The 22,410-nt window shown below is 43.0% G+C and carries 16 protein-coding genes and 2 tRNA genes; 9 read left to right on the forward strand and 9 right to left on the reverse strand.

All coding sequences use genetic code 11. The annotated features are described in order from the left end of the window. Positions 1–895: 895 nt before the first annotated feature. From ACJ751_RS25895 to dnaA, 3 genes are all read right to left on the reverse strand, one after another. A tRNA-Pro gene (locus tag ACJ751_RS25895) sits at positions 896–969 on the reverse strand. 77 nt (positions 970–1,046) lie between these two features. Continuing rightward, positions 1,047–1,137, reverse strand: a tRNA-Ser gene (locus ACJ751_RS25900). Between the two features lie 217 nt (positions 1,138–1,354). After that, positions 1,355–2,788 (reverse strand): chromosomal replication initiator protein DnaA, encoded by a 1,434-nt coding sequence (gene dnaA / locus ACJ751_RS25905; RefSeq protein ID WP_407748435.1) that lies wholly within the window; start codon positions 2,786–2,788, stop codon positions 1,355–1,357. A 1,044-nt stretch (positions 2,789–3,832) separates the two neighbouring features. Here dnaA and ACJ751_RS25910 point away from each other — a divergent pair. Beyond that, entirely contained in the window at positions 3,833–5,407 is a 1,575-nt protein-coding gene (locus ACJ751_RS25910; protein WP_407748436.1) for an NAD(P)/FAD-dependent oxidoreductase, read from the forward strand. Positions 5,408–5,597: 190 nt separating this feature from the next. Here the strand turns inward: ACJ751_RS25910 and ACJ751_RS25915 are convergent, their stop codons facing one another. Continuing rightward, entirely contained in the window at positions 5,598–6,596 is a 999-nt protein-coding gene (locus ACJ751_RS25915) for a zinc dependent phospholipase C family protein (RefSeq protein WP_407748437.1), read from the reverse strand. Between the two features lie 124 nt (positions 6,597–6,720). Here ACJ751_RS25915 and ACJ751_RS25920 point away from each other — a divergent pair, with 124 nt between their 5' ends. The 4 genes from ACJ751_RS25920 to ACJ751_RS25935 all read left to right on the forward strand — a co-directional run bounded on the left by ACJ751_RS25920 (position 6,721) and on the right by ACJ751_RS25935 (position 10,647). Further along, complete coding sequence (locus ACJ751_RS25920) at positions 6,721–7,650, forward strand: ABC transporter ATP-binding protein (protein WP_407748438.1); 930 nt, start codon at positions 6,721–6,723, stop codon at positions 7,648–7,650. Between the two features lie 12 nt (positions 7,651–7,662). After that, positions 7,663–8,973: an ABC transporter permease gene (locus ACJ751_RS25925; RefSeq protein WP_407748439.1), complete on the forward strand. Its 1,311-nt coding sequence runs from the start codon at positions 7,663–7,665 to the stop codon at positions 8,971–8,973. A 67-nt stretch (positions 8,974–9,040) separates the two neighbouring features. Then, positions 9,041–9,616, forward strand: a complete 576-nt coding sequence (gene thpR, locus ACJ751_RS25930; RefSeq protein ID WP_407748440.1) for an RNA 2',3'-cyclic phosphodiesterase — start codon at positions 9,041–9,043, stop codon at positions 9,614–9,616. 89 nt (positions 9,617–9,705) lie between these two features. Beyond that, positions 9,706–10,647 (forward strand): hypothetical protein, encoded by a 942-nt coding sequence (locus tag ACJ751_RS25935; RefSeq protein ID WP_407748441.1) that lies wholly within the window; start codon positions 9,706–9,708, stop codon positions 10,645–10,647. 184 nt (positions 10,648–10,831) lie between these two features. On the opposite strand, the gene ACJ751_RS25940 is transcribed toward ACJ751_RS25935, so the two are convergent. Continuing rightward, on the reverse strand, positions 10,832–11,245 hold the full coding sequence (locus ACJ751_RS25940; protein WP_407748442.1) for a carboxypeptidase-like regulatory domain-containing protein: 414 nt from the start codon (positions 11,243–11,245) through the stop codon (positions 10,832–10,834). Between the two features lie 164 nt (positions 11,246–11,409). After that, the gene (locus ACJ751_RS25945; protein ID WP_407748443.1) at positions 11,410–12,408 is read right to left on the reverse strand and encodes a sugar phosphate nucleotidyltransferase; all 999 of its coding nucleotides are present in this window, start codon (positions 12,406–12,408) and stop codon (positions 11,410–11,412) included. Positions 12,409–12,768: 360 nt separating this feature from the next. Between ACJ751_RS25945 and glyA the strand changes: the two genes are divergently transcribed. Together glyA and ACJ751_RS25955 are read left to right on the forward strand one after the other, a co-directional pair. Beyond that, positions 12,769–14,049 (forward strand): serine hydroxymethyltransferase, encoded by a 1,281-nt coding sequence (gene glyA, locus ACJ751_RS25950; protein WP_407748444.1) that lies wholly within the window; start codon positions 12,769–12,771, stop codon positions 14,047–14,049. A gap of 138 nt (positions 14,050–14,187) precedes the next feature. Next, on the forward strand, positions 14,188–14,613 hold the full coding sequence (locus ACJ751_RS25955; RefSeq protein ID WP_407748445.1) for a DUF4293 domain-containing protein: 426 nt from the start codon (positions 14,188–14,190) through the stop codon (positions 14,611–14,613). 18 nt (positions 14,614–14,631) lie between these two features. Here the strand turns inward: ACJ751_RS25955 and ACJ751_RS25960 are convergent, their stop codons facing one another. Then, positions 14,632–15,123 carry a hypothetical protein gene (locus ACJ751_RS25960; protein ID WP_407748446.1) on the reverse strand — a complete coding sequence of 164 codons (492 nt, stop codon included), beginning with the start codon at positions 15,121–15,123 and terminating at the stop codon, positions 14,632–14,634. 494 nt (positions 15,124–15,617) lie between these two features. Between ACJ751_RS25960 and ACJ751_RS25965 the strand changes: the two genes are divergently transcribed. Continuing rightward, positions 15,618–16,535: a T9SS type A sorting domain-containing protein gene (locus ACJ751_RS25965; RefSeq protein ID WP_407748447.1), complete on the forward strand. Its 918-nt coding sequence runs from the start codon at positions 15,618–15,620 to the stop codon at positions 16,533–16,535. 174 nt (positions 16,536–16,709) lie between these two features. Here the strand turns inward: ACJ751_RS25965 and uvrA are convergent, their stop codons facing one another. Further along, the gene (gene uvrA / locus ACJ751_RS25970) at positions 16,710–19,523 is read right to left on the reverse strand and encodes an excinuclease ABC subunit UvrA (RefSeq protein ID WP_407748448.1); all 2,814 of its coding nucleotides are present in this window, start codon (positions 19,521–19,523) and stop codon (positions 16,710–16,712) included. 258 nt (positions 19,524–19,781) lie between these two features. On the opposite strand from uvrA, the gene ACJ751_RS25975 reads away from it, so the two are divergent. Then, positions 19,782–20,363 carry an RNA polymerase sigma factor gene (locus ACJ751_RS25975; RefSeq protein WP_014223477.1) on the forward strand — a complete coding sequence of 194 codons (582 nt, stop codon included), beginning with the start codon at positions 19,782–19,784 and terminating at the stop codon, positions 20,361–20,363. Between the two features lie 269 nt (positions 20,364–20,632). Here ACJ751_RS25975 and ACJ751_RS25980 read toward each other — a convergent pair. After that, a partial coding sequence (locus ACJ751_RS25980) for a protein-disulfide reductase DsbD family protein (protein ID WP_407748449.1) occupies positions 20,633–22,410 on the reverse strand: 1,778 nt, incomplete at its 5' end.

Genomic DNA, 22,410 nt, shown 5'->3' on the forward strand with positions numbered 1-22,410 from the left:
TACCTGTTTTTTCTCAACCGGTCATTTATATATATGAATTAATAATGAGTGTCTAATTTGATGAAATTACCTATTTGCAAATAAAATTCAAAAATGCATTATGAGGATCGGCTTATTATTAATAATTATGTTGGGGTTTATGCTAGAGACAAAAGCGCAAAAGTTATAACAATACTCCCCAATGGTGAAGTCAAATCATATTCCGATGACGAGCTTAAACAACCAAGGATTTAAGTACAGATGGTTATAGAGTGGGATATTCCGATAGTGGAGTTGTTATAAAAGAGGATGATATAAAGGATGGGGATATTCATGGATATCGCAGATTTATAAGAATGGCATTCTGGTAGCGTTGGGCTTTTATCAGGGTGGGATGCCGGCAGGTATACATTACTTCTGGGACGATAAAGGTATTTTAAAACAGCCAGTTACTTATAGGTACGGTAAGGTAGAAGCCGTTAAAGAATACTAAATGAGGTTGTCTAAAAAATAAAGCGGCGGCACTGCCAATCCTTTGACAACCCGATAATATTTATTTTATTTGCCACATAAAAGAACTCCTGAATGAGAATAATCGTAACCGTCATCATGAGTAAAGAAAATGAATGTCAGGCTTTCTCATTAGCAGGAGGTGTTTCTACAGCTTTTAAAGCTGTTGGCTTGACAATATAAAAAGGCTTATACTTCTTTAAAGAACAATCAAAACAGCGTTTAATAATGTCTGGTTTGATCTCTGAGGCCGTAACTGTGCCATAGTGTAAGTTTTCAGGTAGGTATGCATGTGGTAGGTTTAAAGAATACCTTTCTTCTCCTGCATACCTCCAACTTATTATGATTGGGTTAAAAACAAGGCATAAAAAAAGGTCCTGATTTTTATCAGAACCTTTCTTGCTCGTCGGGAGGACAGGATTCGAACCTGCGACCCCGTGGTCCCAAACCACGTATTCTACCGGGCTGAACTACCTCCCGAGCTTCTTTCTGGTTGTTGCCAACTTACCAGAATTGAGGGATAAAACTTCCGCTTTCATTTCTTCGGCGGACTTTCGCGGAGAGGGAGGGATTCGAACCCTCGGTACAAGTTTAAGCTCGTACAACGGTTTAGCAAACCGGCCCTTTCGGCCACTCAGGCACCTCTCCTTTTCCAGCGGGAGGCAAAATTAAGAGTAAATTTTCAAATAAAAATCAATTACATAGAAAAATATCAAGAATGTTTTTGACTTTTTTCGGGAAGCGGGGTTTCAGCGGCTGGAAAGTCGGTTCCTATCTCATTTTCAGGTATACCAGCCCCTAAAACAAAAAATCCTCTCCGGCTAGCCGGAGAGGATTTTATATAAGAATTTTGAAAACTACTTTGCTACATGGCGGCCAGTTGCACCTTTTGCTGTAATTCCATTACACTTTCGCGGAATGTGCTATCAGTGTCCATCAGGTCTTTTACCGTTTGGCAGGAGTGGATGACTGTGGTGTGGTCACGACCACCGAAATGCTCCCCAATGGTCTTTAATGAGTTTTTGGTGAATGCTTTGGCCAGGTACATAGTAATTTGCCGGGCCTGAACAATTTCACGCTTACGGGTTTTTTGTAGCAGTTTGTCGTAAGGCACATCGAAGTATTCACATACCATTTTCTGTATGGTTTCGATAGTGATTTCCTTGCTGCTAGTTTTCACGAAATTACGGAGGACTCTTTTTGCCAAGTCTAGGTCTATTTCCCGCTTGTTAAGCGAAGATTGTGCCAATAATGAGATCAAAGCTCCCTCCAGCTCCCGTACATTGCTATTGATGTTATAAGCCAGATACTTAACTACTTCTTTGGGCATCTCCAATCCATCGTTCTTCATCTTCCGCTCCAGGATCTCGATCCTGGTTTCATAGTCCGGCACCTGCAGGTCGGCACTTAACCCCCACCGGAAACGGCTTAACAACCTTTCCTGAACCCCTTCCAGGTCTTTGGGTGGTTTATCGGAAGTTAAGATCAATTGCTTGCCACTTTGATGCAAATGGTTAAAGATGGCAAAGAAAGCATCCTGCGACTTCTCAGCCCGGTTAAAGAACTGTACGTCGTCGATGATCAATACATCTATCAATTGATAGAAATGTATAAAGTCATTGATAGCATTGTTACGGCTATGGTCCTGGAACTGGTTAATGAATTTTTCAGAGCTTACATACAACACCACTTTGTTTGGTTGCAAACGCTTTGTTTCATTACCTATACTTTGCGCCAGGTGGGTTTTTCCCAAGCCAACACTACCGTATATTACTAAGGGATTAAACGAACTGGCGCCCGGTTTTTCCGCAACGGTTTTTCCGGCTCTCCGCGCCACCCGATTACTATCGCCTTCAATAAAGTTTTCAAATGTATAAATGGGATTGAGCTGGGGATCAATCTGCATTTTCTTCAAACCCGGAATTACAAAGGGATTCTTTACCGGATTATTTATAATGAGTGGAAAATCCATCTCATTACTTGAAAAAGTTTTGTAGCCGTGTGTAGGAACATCCATAGTTAGCGGTTTGTTATTGTGATTACCACTATCAACCATTATCCGATATTCTAATCTGGCTTCCTTACCCAAAACCCTTCTTAATGTTTTCGCCAACAGATTTACATAATGCTCTTCCAGGTATTCATAAAAGAATTGACTCGGAACCTGAATGATAAGTATATTGTCTCTCAACTCTACTGGTTTAATTGGTTCAAACCAGGTTTTGAAATGTTGCCACTCAACAATATCCTTGATTATTTCCAAACAGTTACTCCAAACTTTTTCGGACGTCTTAGCCATTATACTAGAAGCAGTTTTTTTATGTTGAGTTAAGTTGCTATTCATCTTTTATTATGCACGTTCATCTGACTTCACAGGAAAGTTGGGGAATCTCAGAAACTTAAAAAGGGCGACGAATATCAAATTTTCTTTTTGAAAAAAAAATTTTTTATTCACTAGTTTTTGACAATTCTACGCCTGGCCTGACTTATTATTTTATTTTATTTTTTACTGTCAAAATAATTCCCATCAATAACTCTCCAATGCAATTATTATGCGCAGATTTTTAGTTACTGTTCCAACCTGTGAACACTGGCTAATACAAACGATGAATCGCAAAAAACAGCACTCCATATGTTCAACATTAGACAGCCTGTGCTGCGTACTTTTGCGACACTACCATTATTAGCAGCGTTCATTAACTTATTATATGCCCGGGAAATTTTTTTATTGTTCGAGCCTGCCGACCGTGACCGTGAAGCTCCTGGTTTACATTGAACGGATTTTATTGTGTTGGTTTTGCAGGGAATGCTAATGAAGAAAGACAACAACGCAGTAATATCAAACAATTCTTCCTTCATATTATTTATTGGATGCTATTGAAGGTACAAATAATTTGAAATGCAGGAAATATTAATCTCCTTTTTTTTCTTTCCCTATCAAAATAAAAAAACACTTACACCATTGCATTAACTGAAAAAAGGTTATAGATTAACTTTTTACTGCATTAGCATTATATACACCAATACCAGATAACACTTGTAAGCACAAAGGGCTCAAGGTATTCAGGTATTTTTATAAAAGCAATAACACATAGCGGTATAATTTTACAGCCTATAGTGTTAATCCAATTCATTTATAAATAATTACCTTCTCCCTCTATAAAACGTAAAAAATAAACTTTCCTTTTAATGATTACAAAAAGCTAAATGGCTGTACTGCATTAGCAATCCGTTTTAGTAACGAATCCTTCTTTAATTCCTTTCTAATACATCGTGGAACACTTTTGTGAATCGTAACTTACTACCTTTGCTGAAATAATTTTTAGGTTAACTACCTAACACTATGCAACAACGAATCACTTTAAAGCTTCTTCCTTCCGAAGCTGCCAACGAATCTGTAATACAACAATATGCTGCACAAAGTTTAGGACTGTCAGCTTCTGCCATTACCGGTTTCCAGGTTGTTAAAAGATCTATTGACGCCAGAGGGCGTCAGGCATGGATCATGTTGACGATCACTGTATTTGTAAATGAACCCTTCACCCAACGAACTGTTAAAAATCTCTTGATGCAGGATGTTGCAAAGGCTACTCAACAGGTGATCATTGTAGGGGCAGGCCCTGCCGGCTTGTTTGCTGCGCTTAAACTGATTGAGCAGGGCATTAAACCGATCCTGCTCGAAAGAGGTAAAGATGTAAGGGCCCGCCGCAGAGACCTGGCCGCTTTAAACAAAGAAGGCATTGTAAACCCGGAAAGCAATTACTGCTATGGTGAAGGTGGTGCCGGTACATATAGTGATGGTAAATTATATACCCGCAGTACCAAGCGTGGCGATGTAGAGCGTATATTAAATATACTGGTGCAATTTGGCGCACAGGAAAAGATCCTGTACGAAGCACATCCGCATATAGGCACCAATAAATTACCTGAGATCATCACTGCTATAAGGGAACAGATCCTTGCCAGTGGTGGAGTTTTCTTATTTGAACAAAAAGTAACTGACTTCTTAATAAAGGACAATAGCATTTATGGTGTTAAAACTGCCAGTGGTGATACCTTCAATGCAAATGCAGTGATCTTGGCTACCGGCCACTCTGCCAGAGATATTTTTGAATTGCTTCATAGTAAAAGTATTCTTATTGAAGCAAAACCTTTTGCACTTGGCGTACGTGTAGAACATCCACAAAGCATTATCGATACTATACAATATCATTGTGCTCCAGGACAACACCGCGATGATTTTTTGCCACCTGCATCTTACAGCCTGGTACAACAGGTAAATGACAGAGGTGTATTTTCCTTTTGTATGTGTCCCGGTGGCATCATTGCACCCGCAGCTACCAGTGAAGGCGAACTGGTTGTGAACGGCTGGTCGCCCAGTAAACGGAATAATCCCTTTGCCAACTCGGGCATTGTCACTGCTGTTGAGGTGAAAGATTTTATCCAATTTCAAAAGAAACCTACTCCCTTAGCGGGCATGTATTTTCAACAAGCTGTTGAACGTAAAGCCTTTCAATATGGTGGTGGCAAATTTGTAGCGCCCGCTCAACGTATGGTAGATTTTACGCAGGGGAAACAATCTGCTTCACTACCCGATTGTTCTTATTTACCTGGTATTAGTGCCGCCCCATTGAATGAAGTGCTGCCGTCCTTTGTTGCGGAATCGTTGCAACAAGCCTTTATTGAATTCGGAAAAAAAATGAGAGGATATTTTACCAATGAAGCGGTACTGGTGGCTACCGAGTCAAGAACTTCTTCGCCGGTTCGCATTCCCCGCGATGCGGAAACAACCCAACACCCGCAAATAAAAATGCTTTTCCCTTGTGGCGAAGGCGCCGGTTATGCCGGTGGTATTGTGAGCGCCGCTATGGACGGGGAAAAAGTTGCTTCTAATATAATGGCATTATTGGAAGCTTGATGTATTGTTATAATAACAATTGTTTGTATAGCTGGTTTCAGTTTGTAAGTTTTTAAGTTATTGAGTTCTTTTGTTGCTGCTTTAAGAACTCAATAACTTATGAACTTAATAACTAATAAACTTATGTTGAATTTACTCCCCATTTCCCCAAATGCAATCTTGTTAACTTGTCAACTCGTCAACCCTATCACTAATCTTCTTTATCATATCCCTGTCTTGATATTAATAATTTCTTCTCTAACAATTTGTTCTTCTTAAACGCATCATACTCTGTTTTCAATGCTTCTTTTTCTTTGTCTGTTTCTGATGATTGAAATGCCTTGTTCAAATCAGGGCAACCGGCATCAACCCAGCTTGTATACCAGAAGTCAGCTACCAGGTTGGCAGAACTGATCATGCGCTCATTGATGGTTTTACCCAGTTTGGCACTATATGCTTTAGCAAATGCAGACGTATAACTTTTACTTTCCCTGCCATTGCGCATTTGCACACGGTACTTCTCCCCTTCTGTAAATGATCTGGTTACTTCTTTCTCTTGTTCAAATACATCATGTAATAACTTTTGTGACTGGCGGATCGCCTTCCAGATATTTCTTTCCGGATGCTTCAGGTAATGCGCCTTGTGCTTGCTGCGCAAATCGTATTGCTGAATTTCTATTTCGGGGATCATTGACTCCCATAAACTGTGCAATCCTTTTTGTCCGGTCATTTGCCCGTCATAGTTCTCCGATACATGCAAGGGTACATGCGCATCACTTATATAATGGCCCAGGTCAATGGCATAAAAAAGAATGCTGTCTTTGTTTCCACTGCGAAATGCGGCGGTAAGCCTGTCCTTCATGGTTATCACATAATAAGGTACATAACCGCAATGGGATAAACTGTCTTTACCATATTTCTTTAACGCATCTTCCCATTTCAGGGGCATCTTCCAGGCGGCAGAATCACCATACAGTTCCAGGTCAATATAATGTTTGGGCGCTTCTTCCTTGTCCTGGTTTCGCCGCTGATCGGGCCGCACTGATTGCTTTACGATCTCACTCATATAATGATGAAAGAACATACGCATCGATGGTGGTAACTCGTATACTGCCAGTTGATGAATGGTACGGTGGCCCAGGAAACCCCAGCTGCTGCAAATAATACCTATCGCAATTAATACACTACCTGCTACTATCAGTCGTTTCATGTTGCTATTTTGAATTGAAATTGCATAAATATAGTATGCGTCTGTAACAATTATGATTTTTTTGCTACTAATTAACTGTTTCGTTACCTTAAGTATCAGACTTCCCCTCAAAAGCTTGCACACCATGAATAGATTGGACGTTAAACATCTTAAAAAATATTATACTTCGCAGAAAGCGGTAGATGATATCAGTTTTTCCCTGGCCCCCGGAAGCATCTTCGGTTTACTGGGCCCAAACGGAGCCGGCAAAACAACGCTTATCAGAATGATAACCGGCATACTGTTCCCCGACGAGGGCGATATCATCTTCGATGGGCAATCGTTCAATCCAGATAAGGACAATGCTTTTATAGGTTATATGCCCGAAGAAAAAGGATTGTATAAAAAAATGAAGATCGGCGACCAGGCCATTTACCTGGCCCGGTTGAAAGGCCTTAGCAGGGCAACCGCCCTGGAGCGGGTAAAACACTGGTTTATAAAATTTGAAATGGAAAGCTGGTGGAACAAAAGAGTGGAAGACCTGAGCAAGGGGATGCAACAGAAACTGCAGTTTGTTACCACCGTTTTGAATGATCCCAAACTCATCATCCTCGATGAACCCTTCAGCGGGCTCGACCCGGTTAATTCCAATCTTATTAAAGAAGAAATTTATAACCTCGCCCAGAAAGGCGCCAGCATTATTTTCAGTACGCACCGGATGGAGCAGGTGGAAGAAATATGCGACCACATCATTCTTGTAAATAAAGGACAGAAAATACTCGATGGAACGGTAAGCGGCGTTAAACAACAGTTCAAGGAAGCTATTTTTTCCATTGGGCTCGATGACTATCCGCCGGTAACCGACGCCCCTTTTGAGATCATCGGTCAAAATGCCAATCAACAGATACTAAAGATCAAAGAAGGTTACCGCAGCAACGATGTACTGCAATATTACCTGGCAAAACAAGTGGGCATCAATTCCTTTCAGGAAATACTGCCTTCGTTGAACGACATATTTATAAAACTGGTGCATGGCACTCCCCTCGCCCGTCAATTTGAAACCGTAACTGCTTAATACGATATTGTCATGAACAAAATATTACTCGTAATACAACGTGAATACCTGGTACGGGTTAAGAAAAAATCATTTGTGTATACGACCATCCTGGTTCCCATTATTATTGTAGCATTTTATGCGGCCATTATTGCCATTGGGATGAGTGGTAGCAGTGAAAAAAACAAGATCGCGGTCATTGATCAGGCTAACCTGTTCAATGGTAAAGTGGAGAACGCCAAAAACGACGGGTCACAATATGAATTTATCACCGGGCAATCGCCTGACTCGGTAAAAGAAAACTTTAAAAAAATGGGCTATGACTATTTCTTATTCATTCCGCCCATGAATATTACCCAGGCTGCCGGTAACATTCAACTGTACAGCCAATCACCGGTATCTGTTAATTTTAAAAGTAAGGTTGAAAGAACTATTAATAATGCCATTGAGCTGAAAAGGCTGCAATCGGTAAATATTACCCGTGACCAGTACCGTTCTATTCAATCTGATGTATCTATTGAAAACAAGTTGAAAAACGGTAAGGAAGAAAAGAAAAGTGTGGCCGGCGTGGCATCGGGTGTGGCGTTCTTTTGCGGTATGCTCATTTACATTATCATGCTGATCTATGGCACCATGGTAATGCGCGGTGTAATGGAAGAAAAAATAAGCCGCATTGCCGAAGTAATGGTAAGCTCCGTTAAACCATTTCAGTTAATGATGGGCAAGATCATTGGCATTGGCGCCGTAGGTCTTACCCAATTCGCCATCTGGATATTGCTTATTGCCGGATTACAATTTATACTGCCTTTCTTTATTCCCGGACTCGACGTAAGCGCTATACCCCAGGCCGGACCAGGCGCTAATGTGGCCGGCGCAGCAGGCATGATGGAAACCATGCGCACTGGTTTGCATTCCGTTCCCTGGGTATTGATCATTGGTTGCTTTATATTCTATTTCCTTGGCGGTTTTCTTTTATATGCTTCCCTTTTTGCTGCGGTAGGCAGTGTGGTGAGTGATGACCAGCAGGAAGCGCAACAGATGGTATTCCCTATCATGATGCCGATCATTCTGGGCTTCGTTATTATGACCAAAGCTATTTCTGAACCCAACTCACCCCTGGTTATTTTCGGCAGCTTATTTCCGCTTACATCGCCTGTGGTGATGATGGGCCGTATTATGTACGATGTGCCCGCCAGCCAGTTAATTACTTCCATGCTGTTACTGGTATTGGGCTTTCTGCTCTTTGCCTGGTTAACTGCTAAAATTTATCGCACCGGCATATTGATGTATGGGAAGAAAGTTACCTGGAAGGAAATGATAAGATGGGCGTTTAGAAAATCGTGAATGGCCAATGGTCAATGGTGAATAGTTTCCGACATTTGAGAATTACGAATTAATTGGAAAGCTCAAATTGAGCGAGCCATTCACCATTCACGATTCACCATTCACCATGCTTCACTTTATAGCCATAGTTGCACCCGATAACATTAACCAACAGGTATTACAATGGAAGCATTACATGCGTGACCATTTTAAGTGTAAAGTGGCCTTGAAATCGCCGGCGCATATTACGCTCATTGCGCCTTTCGAAATGTCCGACCATTTACAGGCTGAGATGCAGGAACTATTACTTCCTTTTGCCGCCCAACAACAGGGCTTTCCCATTCATTTAAAAAACTTTGCGGCCTTTAAACCCCGGGTAATATATGTTGATGTATTGCCCGGCGAACGATTAAATGAATTGAGAACCGCCCTTGAAACAACCCTGTTACAAAGCAACCGCTTCCCCATTAAAAAAGAAGAACGCCCCTTTCACCCCCATGTTACCATTGCCAACCGCGACCTGCGTACAAAAGATTTTCCCCTGGCCTGGCAGCATTTTCAACAAATAAACTATGAGGCATCTTTTACGGCCAGTGCCATTGCCCTGCTGAATCATAACGGGCAGGTATGGGAAATAGCCCATTCATTTCCATTGAACAACTAAAAATTCACCCCTCATGCAACATTTTACGAAATCTATCGTACTTTTATACGAAAGACATCGTAATTGGTCAATCTAAACAATAAACAACCATGAAATTGAATCAACCTTGTTTCCGCTGGGGCTCCCTGGCGCTGGTGGGTAGTGTTGTTACGCTGCTGGCCTTTACCGGCGGACCGAAACAAACACCGGCTCCCGATGGCTATCGGGATGTATTCCACATTACTAACCACACCACCGACACGATACCTACCCAAAAAAGAAATAAAATAACCAGGGAAGATGGCAATGACCGCGACCTGGATAAAGAATTACGCCAGCTGGATGAAGCCAAAGAAACACTGCAGCAAATGAAAGACAAGGACTGGGATGCCATTTCCAAACAGGTGGAAGAATCGATCGACAAAATAGATTTTGACAAAATACAGCAACAGGTTGATGAAGCGGTAAAACGCATGCATGTGGAGAAGATGCACCGCCAGGTTGAGGAATCGCTTCGTAAGATCGATTTCGATAAAATTCAACGGGACCTGGACCAGTTGCTCGAAGATGTAAAAGGTGTAAATAAAGAAGATCTCAAACGGGAAATTGAACATGCCAGAAAGGAGGTTGATAAGGCGCTCAGGAACGAAGAATGGAAAGAAGAGTTGAAAGAGGCACAGCGGCATAGCAGGGACGATGTTCAAAAAGCACTGGACAACGCCAAAAAAGAAATGGCCCGGGTAAGGGAAGAAATGAAGGATCAGAAATTCGATTTCCAAAAAGATATGGATAAAGCCCGGGAAGAAGTTGGGAAAACCGCGGCCGAAATGAAAGGCTACCAGGAAATGATATACGAAATGGAGAAAGATGGCTTGTTAAACACGAAAGAAGATTACAGTATCGAATGTAAATCGGGCGATCTGTTCATCAACGATAAAAAACAACCGCAATCAGTTACTGATAAATACAACAGGTACTTTAAGAAAAAGAATATAGCCATAAAAAAACAAGATGGTAAAATGACAATCAACCATCAGGAACGTGAATGGTGAATGGTCAATGGTCAATGGTCAATGGTCAATGGTGTCCGAGATTTGGGAATTACGAAATAATGGGAAAGCTCAAAATGAGCGAGCTATTCACCATTCACGATTCACCATTCACGAAAAAAGTTCTTAAATAAAGAGAGGCCACTCATATGAAGTGGCCTCTCTTTTTATAATGTCTTTTTACCCATCATCCTTCCATCATCCGGAAGAAGGGATGGAAAACATCGCTTTCACCTTCCAGTGGTATATTGGTGATATCGAAACTCATTTTAAGGGAAACACCTTCTTTAATAATGATGCCTTCGCGGCGATAAGTTTTATATCCTTTCTTCTCCAGGATAATAATCACCTCGCCTACCGGCATTTGTGGCACATTAAATTTGCCCGATGCATCGGTAGTGAATTCTTTCTTCTCCTGTCCTTTTGAAGTGGAAATAGAAATAGTTACGCCTTGTACTGGCTTTTTGGTACATGCATCAGCTACGCAACCCTGTAATACAGGCTCTGTAGATTTACGAGTACCGTTATCGCCGTTAGCTTTGGTTAGCAGTGAAAGAGGCAACAACGCTGCTAATAACAGGTAATTCTTTTTACCTCTCATAAAAATTAGTGTTTAAAAGGTTGGCAAAACCAAACATCAGCTGCCATTAAGTTTTCAACCGGGACCAATCATAAAGACACAATGCGCGTACATTATGTTGCATTCCTGCTTGAAGGTACTCAAAATTTACCCAGTTAAGTTGGTTTTTACGCTGAAATATTTTATCAGCTTTCGCCCAGATCTATTTCAGTATTATCCCCAATATTCAAACTGCGGCTTTCACCTTTTACTTCCGTATCACTACCAATGAGAGAATTGGTTAATACTATATCGTAGAGGTCTGCAAATGAACCAATAATAGAATCTTTAATTATTGAATAATTGATGGTGGTCTTTTCGCCAATGGTAACATTGGGCCCAACAATAGAGTTCTTGATATCGCAACCTTCGGCCACGCTTACGGGGGGGATGATGATGGTATTTTCGAAATTGTGCTCTGGTGAAATAATTCCGCCAAACTTTTTTAGCAAAGTGGCGTTCGACTCCAGTAAGGTATCCTTCTTACCGCAATCGAACCAGTTCTGCACCTTGAATGGCTGAAACCGGGCGCCATTCTGGATCATGCATTGCAGTGCATCTGTTATGCTAAATTCGCCGCGGCTCATAACCTGGTTCATGATATTGCTTTCCAGGCAATTGAACAGGAAGGAAGTTTCTTTGATGCGGTAAATGCCCACCAGCGCCATATTCGACTTGGGGATCTGCGGTTTTTCTACCACCCGGGTAATGTATCCATCTTCTCCCAGTTCGGCCACCCCGAAATCGCGGGGATCATCAACCCGTTTTACACCCAATGCCGAACAGGGCATATCGAGCAATTCCTTTACATCATATTCGCATATGGTATCGCCCAGCACAATGAACATCTCATCGTCGCCTACAATGTCTTTGGTTAATTGAATGGCATGGCCAATACCATGTCGTTCGCTCTGGGTAACAAACCAGGCTTTCAGTTCGGGATATTTCTCTTTTACGTAATCCTGTATTTTATCGCCCAGGTACCCTACAATGAAAACAAATTCACTGATACCTGCATCGCGCAGCTGGTCAACAGTGATACTAAGTATAGTTTTGCCGGCCAGGGGTATAAGTGCCTTGGGTTGTGTATACGTATGTGGTCGCAGTTTTGTGCCTGCACCAGCTACGGGAATGATTGCTTTCATTTGAAAAATATTTGCTTTTCAGCCATTCCGCCAACAGGCGGTGAAATCCATGCTTATTTATTTATCTGCTACTTTCTTTTCTAGGCCGCTAAGCACTGTTATAACTTGAAAAACAAGTCGTTTGTTTTTTTTCAAAGCCGTGAAAATAGTAAAAATTATTTTATTAGCGTTTGTTAGCTTAAAAGATGCCTTAAGCTTAACCCGGCAAACGGCAGACGGCAAACGGCAAACATGACTCGCGTACTTCGGGATTAATACCGATCTTGCGCCGCGGGCATTCTTTCTGCCTTCTGCCTTTTCCTGGTTAACTTGTCAACTTTTCAACTCCGTTAACTCCCCAAACCGCTGTATATTTGCGCCATGCAAAAAGACACGCTTGTTTTTGACCTTCTCAGGAAAGAACTGGAACGTCAAAGAAATGGTATAGAACTCATTGCTTCCGAAAATTTTACATCATACCAGGTAATGCAGGCCATGGGCACTGTCCCCACCAACAAATATGCAGAAGGCTATCCCGGCAAACGCTATTATGGTGGTTGTGAAGTGGTAGATGAAATTGAAACGCTGGCTATCGAGCGCCTGAAAAAGGTCTTCAATGCCAGCTGGGCCAATGTGCAGCCTCACGCTGGCGCCCAGGCAAATGTAGCTGTATTCTTAGCCTGTTTAAAACCAGGCGACAAGATCCTGGGTCTCGATCTGAGTATGGGTGGTCACCTTACCCATGGCAGCCCCGCCAACTTCAGCGGTAAAAACTACCAGGCGCTGTCGTACGGAGTGCATAAAGAAACCGGTTTGGTTGATTATGACCAACTGGAGTCTATTGCCAGAAAAGAAAAACCCAAAATGATCATTTGCGGCGCTTCTGCCTACAGCCGCGACTGGGATTATAAACGCATTCGCGCCGTAGCCGATGAAATTGGCGCCCTGGTGATGGCCGATATCGCCCACCCGGCCGGTTTGATTGCTAAAGGTTTGCTCAACGATCCTTTTGACCATTGTCATATTGTAACCTCTACTACCCATAAAACATTGCGCGGTCCCCGCGGCGGTATCATCATGCTGCGTCATGACTTCGATAACCCGCTGGGTATTAAAGACCCGAAAGGCAATATCCGCTCCATGAGCTCCTGTCTCGACCTGGCCGTTTTCCCTGGTATGCAGGGCGGACCGCTGGAGCATGTGATCGCTGCTAAAGCTGTAGCTTTTGGTGAAATTCTCACCGATGAGTTCAAAACTTATGGCGAACAGATCATTAAAAATGCCCAGTCCATGGCGGCTTCTTTTGTTAAACGCGGCTACAACCTCATTAGCAATGGTACCGATAACCATTTAATGCTGATTGACCTGCGTAACAAGAACATCACCGGTAAAAAAGCACAGGAAACGCTCGATAAAGCACACATTACGCTTAACAAAAATGCGGTGCCTTTCGATGATAAAAGCCCGTTTGTTACCAGTGGTATCCGCGTAGGTGTTCCTGCCATTACTACCCGGGGTATGAATGAAGGACATATGGAAACAGTAGTAAGCATGATCGATAAAGTATTAATGGATATTGATAATGAAGCTACCATCACAACTGTAAAGAATGATGTATATGCCTTCATGAAACAGTTCCCGTTATATCCTGAATTAGGATAGGTCAATGGTGAATGGTCAATGGTGAATAATCTCGCGTAGTTCCGATTTCCGAATTAATTATCAAGCTCGCAAATCGGGTACTATTCACCATTCACGATTGACCATTCACCATTCCCCATTCACCTCAAACATTAACCCATGATCCAACGTCTACAATCAGTTTGGTTACTGCTGGCCGCGGCTGCCGCTTTTTGCAGTATAAAGCTCTCGTTCTATAGCGGCAATTTGATTAAGGATAATCAACCGAAAGCGTTTGTATCGTTAACAGCGCAAAGCAATTTGCTGCTGCTTATCTTAACCGCCGGTGTAGGCATTGCTTCCCTCATCGCCATTTTCCTTTACAAGAACAGGAAGATGCAATTGCGCATCGTTTTAATAACGCTGTTAGTATCGCTGTTAAACCTGGGATTATACTTTGCCGAAACCCAAAAGTTTGTTCCGGGCGAAGGAACATATAACCTCACGGCCGTATTTGCCATCTTTATCCCTATCCTGTTATTCTTTGCTATCAGGGGAATTCGTAGAGATGAGAAACTGGTGAAGAGTCTGGACAGGCTGCGCTAGTCAGTGGTGAGTGACAACTCACTTCCCCATTTCCAGCTCATAAGCAATGAACTTCCTTCCGTCTTTCAATGCGGTGGTGATCACTTTTACCCTGATGGTAAAGGTGCCATTGCTGTATAAGGTATGCTGGGCTTCCTTGAAATCGAATTTCGCGGTACGCTGATAGTTATTGGCCAATAGCCAGGCGGCTATTTGCTGGTATTCTTCTTTTATATAAGTACGATAGGTTATCAATCTGCTTTTCATGTTCCTTACTGCTGCGTCGGCAAATATAAAAGACCGTACTGCGGCTTTGCCATCCTCCTGCTTATCAAACCAGGAATACTGGAATAATGAACTGGTTGAATCAACGTCTTTTTGCATCAACAGGTAACCAACTTTTTTAAGGGTGGTATCGATCCTTTTAGGGGTCCAGTTGAGCATATCTATAAGCTGCGGCACTTCTATTTGTTGAGAACGGGCACTTACGGATATGATTATCAGCAATAAAGAAATTATAAATTTATACATTCAATTAGCAATAAGTTTTGCAAAGTAAGCAATCCAAATGCTTTTGTTCTGTTAAAAGGGCGATAACCCGTGTAGTGAAAATCGGCTACCCCCACTCGTAAATACCCCAATGCGCTCACAATCACAATTTAATCCCGTAAATGATTTTGAAATCTAAATTTTATTATTACCTTAGCCACGATATCCACCCCCTATTAAAATAAAGGTACGTACGACAACAACTGTGTCGATTTTTCTCCCTGACTTAGTAGTCATTTTCCAATATCTGTTAGAATTTCCTACCTGTTGCATATTCCCTGTTTGAAACTTTTTTGTATTCAATCCATATCCCTTGTATATCCCACCGGTTTAGGTTTTGTTACTCCCAAACTGTTCCACTCCTGTCTAAAGCCCTTGCGGTCTTACACGAGGTAAGTCGCTAACCGTTATCCGTATGTTTTTTCAAACTGCGGCAAGGCATTGTATTCTATTTTCTGAACCAAATAAATGTATGTATGAAAAAGTTTTACCTCTTGATCATGGCATTAGTGTGCTATGCCACTACAGTTTTAGCACAACCGTACACCAATCCAACCCCACCATGCCCTGCTGCCATGGCAGCAAAGTATTACCTGGTGCCTGGAACTAATCCCTATTATAAAATATTTATTGGTAACGGGCCAATAGTTACCCCAGCGGCTAAGGTAACATTAGTACAACCTGCCCAAATAGGTGGTCAGCCTGTTCCTGATCTGAATGGTGTATACTTTACTCCTTTAGACAACTCCGGCGGGGCAACTATCTCCTATGCCACTACTTATACGGTTCAACATATTGAAGTAGACTTCGATCTCAACGGTACTCATTACACATGTAAATACGAAGCTGGTTCCGGTGGTTCACTTCCTATTAAATTATCGTCTTTAAATGGCCGTTTGAACAATGAATCTGAAGCTAACATTACCTGGACTTCTGCCCTTGAAGAAAACAGCTTCAAATATGAAGTACAAAGAAGTGCTGATGGTAAAAATTTCGTAACAGTAGGAACTGTTACTGCAGCCGGCACTTCACTGGATACCAAAAAGTATACATTCAATGACCCACTTCCCGGCACCGGTGCTTATTATTATCGTCTTAAAATGATCGATCATGATGGTTTTACCGAAATGTCGAAAGTGGTGTATGTGAACAGCAAAAAAGGTTCTGGTGTTGTAACCAAAGTATTTCCGAATCCTTTCACCAGCGAAGTACAGCTGATCGGCGCTACTTCTTCTGACCTAACTCCCAACAACATTAAAGTATTCAGTGTTACCGGTCAGTTGGTTAAGTTCTCTATTGTTGGAGCCAACGCTATTGCGATCGATGTAACTGCACCAAAAGGTTTGTACATTGTAAAGGTAAAAGATCAAACCTTTAAGCTGAGCAAACAATAACCCCCCAGCCCCTAAAGGGGGAGTAAATAATCTAAAGAAAGAGCCCTCTGTCAATTGCAGAGGGCTCTTTCTTTTTAACTTATCAACTCGTCAACTCGTCAACTCGTCAACTCGTCAACTCGTCAACTCGTCAACTCGTCAACTTGTCAACTTGTCAACTCGTCAACATATCTCTCAACTCAAAAACTTACCTGTATAACTTTCCTTTACCTTCTTTAGACCTTCCGGCACACCCGCATATACGATAGAACCGCCTCCATCACCCGCTTCGGGGCCCAGGTCAATGATCCAGTCGGCGCTTTTGATAACATCAGTATTGTGTTCGATCACTAATATGGAATGTCCCTGCTCGATCAATGCATTGAAGCTGGTCAACAGCTTTTTAATATCATGAAAATGTAAGCCGGTAGTGGGTTCATCAAAGATGAACAGAATATGCCCCTGTCCACGTCCCTTGCCCAGGAAAGAAGCCAGCTTTACGCGTTGTGCTTCACCGCCCGACAGCGTATCTGACGACTGGCCCAGTTTAATATAGCCCAGGCCTACATCGCTCAGCGGCTTTATTTTATTGATGATGTCTTTTTCATCCTTAAAGAATTCCAGCGATTCATCTACACTCATTTCCAGCACCTCGTACACGCTCTTTTCTTTATAAGTTACTTCCAGTACTTCTTCCTTAAACTTTTTGCCTCCGCATACTTCGCAGGTCAGGTGCACATCGGCCAGGAACTGCATTTCTACAATTTGTTCGCCTTCCCCTTTACAGGTATCGCACCGGCCCCCATCAACATTAAACGAAAAGTGTTTGGGTTGAAAGCCGCGTATCTTGCTCAGCGGTTGTTTGGCGAACAGGTCGCGCACTTCGTCCCAGGCTTTGATATACGTTACCGGGTTACTGCGGCTCGATTTACCGATCGGGTTCTGATCAACCAGCTCTATCTGCGAGATGTAATCTATATCGCCGGTAATGGCTTTATGCAGCCCGGTTTTATCAACCGGTTCTCCTTTTATCTTTTTTAATCCGGGATAAAGGATCTGCTTTACTAAGGTAGTTTTACCGCTGCCGCTCACCCCACTTACCACACACAACAGGTTCAACGGAAAGGTTACATCAACGCCTTTCAGGTTGTTTTGCATAGCCCCTTCTATACTTACCGACCGGTTCCATTTACGAACGTTGCGGGGCGGTTCAATCTTAAGGTCGCCACGCAGGTACTTGCCTGTAAGGCTTTTATCGTTCCTGATAATAGCGTCATAATCACCCTGGGCTACTACTTCCCCACCAAGGTGCGAAGCCAATGGTCCCATGTCGATGATGTAATCGGCTTCCCGCATCATCATTTCATCGTGTTCAACCACTACCACCGTATTACCCAGATCGCGCAGTTCTTTTAATACGCGGATCAGTCTTTCGGTGTCGCGGGAGTGCAACCCAATGGATGGTTCATCCAGTATATATAATGAATTGGTGAGGTTGCTGCCCAGTGACCGCGTTAATTGTATACGCTGACTTTCGCCACCACTTAAAGAGTTGGCCAGCCGGTTAAGGGTCAAATAGCCCAACCCAACATCGAGCAGGGTTTTTAACCGGTGGTTTATTTCAATCAAAATACGTTTACCAACCTGTTTGTCGAATTCGCTTAACTGCAATCCGGCAAACCATACCGCCAGCTCTTTTACCGGCATTTCGCACAGTTCGCCAATATGCTTACCCGCCACCTGTACATACAGTGCTTCTTTGCGCAGGCGGTACCCATGACAATCAGGGCATTCGGTTCTACCCCGGTAACGCGATAACAGCACCCGGTACTGTACCTTGTATAGGTTCTGTTCTACTTCTTTAAAAAAGTCATTGATGCCGTTCACGAATTCATTGCCTTCCCATAACACCTTGTATTGTGCTTTGCTCAATTCCATAACGGCTTTATGTACCGGAAAGTCGAACTTGCGGGCGCCGCGGATGAACTGGTCTTTCCAGGCCCCCAGCTTCTCCCCTTTCCAGGGCGCTACGGCGCCTTCATAAACGCTTAACCTTTTGTCGGGAATTACCAGGTCCTCATCGATCCCCAGCACCTGGCTAAAGCCTTCGCAGGTGGGACAGGCGCCAAACGGATTATTAAAGGAGAATAAATTCGGCACGGGTTCCTCAAACTGCAATCCATCCAGCTCAAACCGGTTGCTGAACTGCAGTTTGGTGTTGCCATTCACTTCCAGCATCAATTCGCCTTCGCCTTCATAAAAAGCGGTACCAATGGAATCGGCCATGCGATGCCGGTCGTCTTCATCAAAATCCTTCGCCACCAGGCGGTCAACCAGCACATAGGTATCGCCGGTGAGCTTTGGCCCGGAACCTTTTTCGGTTGCCGCGTCAATCAGCTCTTCAATGCGCAGTATTTCGCCATTGTATAAGCGGGAGAAACCTTTTTGCAACAGGATGTTCAGCTCTTCCAGCGGTTTGCGGTTCTTATGCTGTTTAAAAGGGATCAGAATAAGCACCTTATCGCCGGCGGGCCGTTTGGCTATTGCCTCGATGACGTCGTTGACATCATCTTTTTTTACCTCGCGGCCGGAAACGGGAGAAATGGTTTTACCCGTGCGGGCGAACAGTAACCGCAAGTAATCATAAATTTCCGTCATACTTCCCACGGTACTGCGTGGGGTACGGGTAATTACTTTCTGTTCTATCGCAATTGCCGGGCATAAACCCTTGATAAAATCCACATCGGGTTTTACCATCCGGGCCATAAACTGGCGCGCATAAGCACTAAGGGATTCTGCATACCGTCGCTGGCCTTCAGCAAACAAGGTGTCTATTGTAAGTGAGGACTTTCCCGATCCTGAAACACCGGTAACTACGATAAACTTGTTCCGCGGGATCTCTACCGAAATGTTTTTTAAGTTATGTACCCTCGCTCCTTTAATAAAGATATTATCGGACGATTTAGGCACAGGACTTGCTAATGTATTAGCCTTTGTTGATGTAGCCATAATATTGGGATACAAATTTATTGTATAACATTGCTTTTCGTAAATAGTTTCTTTAGCGGTTATTGGGTAAAAAAATCTAAAAATTGCTTAAAGTTTGCTTTTTTCGAAAAAGTCTCTATCTTTAGTTGGTAATTTGTACAACGAAACGAAAACTAAACACACCGCCTATCGCACGGACACTTCTACTCAGAAAAGCCATTCAAGTTTTAAAAATCCATTTAATAAATATCCTATCACCTTCAAAAAACCGTAGAAGTTATGAGTTCACTACGTAAAAAGACCGATCATGAGTTAATCCAGGACTTCCAGGATGGAGATCTGTATGCTCTTGAAACACTCATTCTCCGCCACAAGGAAAAGATGTACACTTCCATTTTATTCCTCGTAAAGGACAAATATCTCGCCGAAGATATTTTCCAGGATGTGCTTATCAAGATCATCGACACTATTCGAGGAGGTCGCTACACCGAGGAAGGAAAATTTCTTCCCTGGGCAATGCGTATTGCTCACAACTTGTGTGTTGATCACTTCCGTAAAGTTAAACGTACCCCTGCTATCAAAACCAGCGACGACAGGGATATTTTTGAAGTAATCAATTTCACAGAGGACGGTGCCGATCAAAAAATGATGAAGCGTCAAAGTTATGACCGCGTTCGTCAAATGCTTGATCTGTTACCGGATGATCAACGCGAAGTGATCATTTTACGTCATTATGCCGATCTGAGCTTCAAAGAGATCGCAGCACTGACCAATTGCAGCATCAATACTGCATTAGGCAGAATGCGTTATGGCCTGATTAACCTGCGCAAAATGATGTTACAAAAAAAGATCGCTTTGTAGGACTTTTTTACTTTGGGTACTTCAGAAAAAAATTTAACAGCATTTTCTGATTAGGGAACGGAACGAGCTGCTTAGATTTGAGATAACGATTCGAGAAAGTAAAAATATTGTCATTCTGGCCCTCCATCCGGGCCCATTTTCCTGAATTGCTTGCTTGCCGGAAGGCTGGAACAGAATGACGCCTAATTGAACACCCCACTCAGGCTGAGCGGGGTGTTTTTTTATGAGTTGAGCCGAAACGGGATCCTTTTATTTAGTCTCTTTACGGCTTATTTTGAAGCATTTCCCTGCCCTTTCTTATACGCATCCACACCACACTCCAGCCATTGCGCAAATTCCTTTGCACTGGGTGTATAGCCTTTTGTTTTTGTCAGCACTTTCTGATCGGGACTAATGATGGCATATTGGGGTTGCGCTACCGCATCAAAGTTCTCTGATTGAAAAGTAGCCCATTTATCCCCTACCGTAATGATCTTCTTTTGCGAACCGGTCTTGGTGGTGAAATCAACCTGCTGCGTTGCCGGTAACGTCCTTCTTTCATCAACATACAGCGATACAATGATGAAATTATCCTTAATCAAAGCGCCTACCTCTTTATCGGTCCAAACGTTCTCTTCCATGCGGCGGCAGTTCACACAGGCCCAGCCGGTGAAGTCAATCAATACTGGTTTATTTTCCCTTTTAGCGCGTGCCAGGGCTTCTTTATAATCGTTCCGCAAAGGTTCAATTTTGTTCTTGCTATTCCCCGGCTCTTTATACAGACTATAAGAAAGTGGGGGCGGAAAACCACTGATGAGCCCCAGGTTGGCGCTGTGCGTATTGGTAAGCCCCGGAATAATATACAGGGTAGCAGCGGCAAACAAAACAATAAACGCGATCCTTGTTTTGCTGAACTTCTTAACCGGGCTATCGTGCGGGAATTTGATCTTACCCAATAAGTACAACACGATCAAAACGCCCACGATTACCCAAATACCAATAAATACTTCTCTTTTTAAGAGGCCCCATTGTTTTACCAGGTCGGCGTTTGATAAAAACTTCACGGCCATGGCCAACTCCAGAAAACCCAGCACCACCTTTACGCTGCCTAACCAGCCACCCGCTTTGGGTAACGATTGTAACCAACCGGGGAACATGGCAAATAAAGCAAATGGCAGGGCCAGGGCAAGCCCAAAACCAGCCAACCCTACTGTTAAGGGCCACGCACCTTCAGCAGCCGTACCTGCGAGTAATGAGCCCAGGATGGGGCCTGTACAGGAGAAAGAAACTATTGCCAGGGTCATTGCCATAAAGAAGATGCCACCCAGGCTGCTCATGCCCGAACGCGAATCAATTTTATTGGCGAGCCCGCTGGGCAAACCAATTTCAAAATAACCAAAGAACGAAATGGCAAAGAACACAAAAATGAGAAAGAAAATGATATTCAGCCACACGTTGGTGCTGATGTTATTGAGTATCTCGGGGTTTACACCGCTCACTAAATGGAAGGGGATACTCAGTAAAATATATATCAGGAAAATAGAGAGCCCATACAGGAGAGCGTTGGTTACTCCTTTCTTTTTGTCTTTAGACTGTTTGGTAAAGAACGAAACCGTTAATGGGATCAACGGGAAAACGCAGGGTGTAAATAAAGCTATAAAGCCACCAAGCATACCCAGGAAGAAAATGCTGAGCATGCCTTTACCGCCGGTATTATCATCACCACAACCGCTTACCGGGTGTTTCAGATCGAACGATTGTACCCGGATATCATCCGTTGCGGCCATCCCGCCTTCGAGCGGTACGGAGAAGGCATAGGCATTTAACGGGTAGAACTCATCGTTCTTTCCATAGGTATAGCGAAATGTACCTAATAATTTCGCAGGTACATCGCCGGTAAAAGTTATCGTTGTGGTAAAAGCGGCTTTGCCTTCGTATATTTTAAAAGAAGCATTGTCAAAAATGGGATTTTTGAATGTTTTGTTATCGCCTGCCTCTTTAAAAGGTTTTGTTATTTGAATGGAAGAATCGGCCAGCTCCAGTTCTACAGCCGGCACATCGCTGATCA

The sequence above is a fragment of the Niastella sp. genome, assembly GCF_045805085.1.
In the GTDB taxonomy this organism is placed as follows: Bacteria; Bacteroidota; Bacteroidia; order Chitinophagales; family Chitinophagaceae; genus Niastella.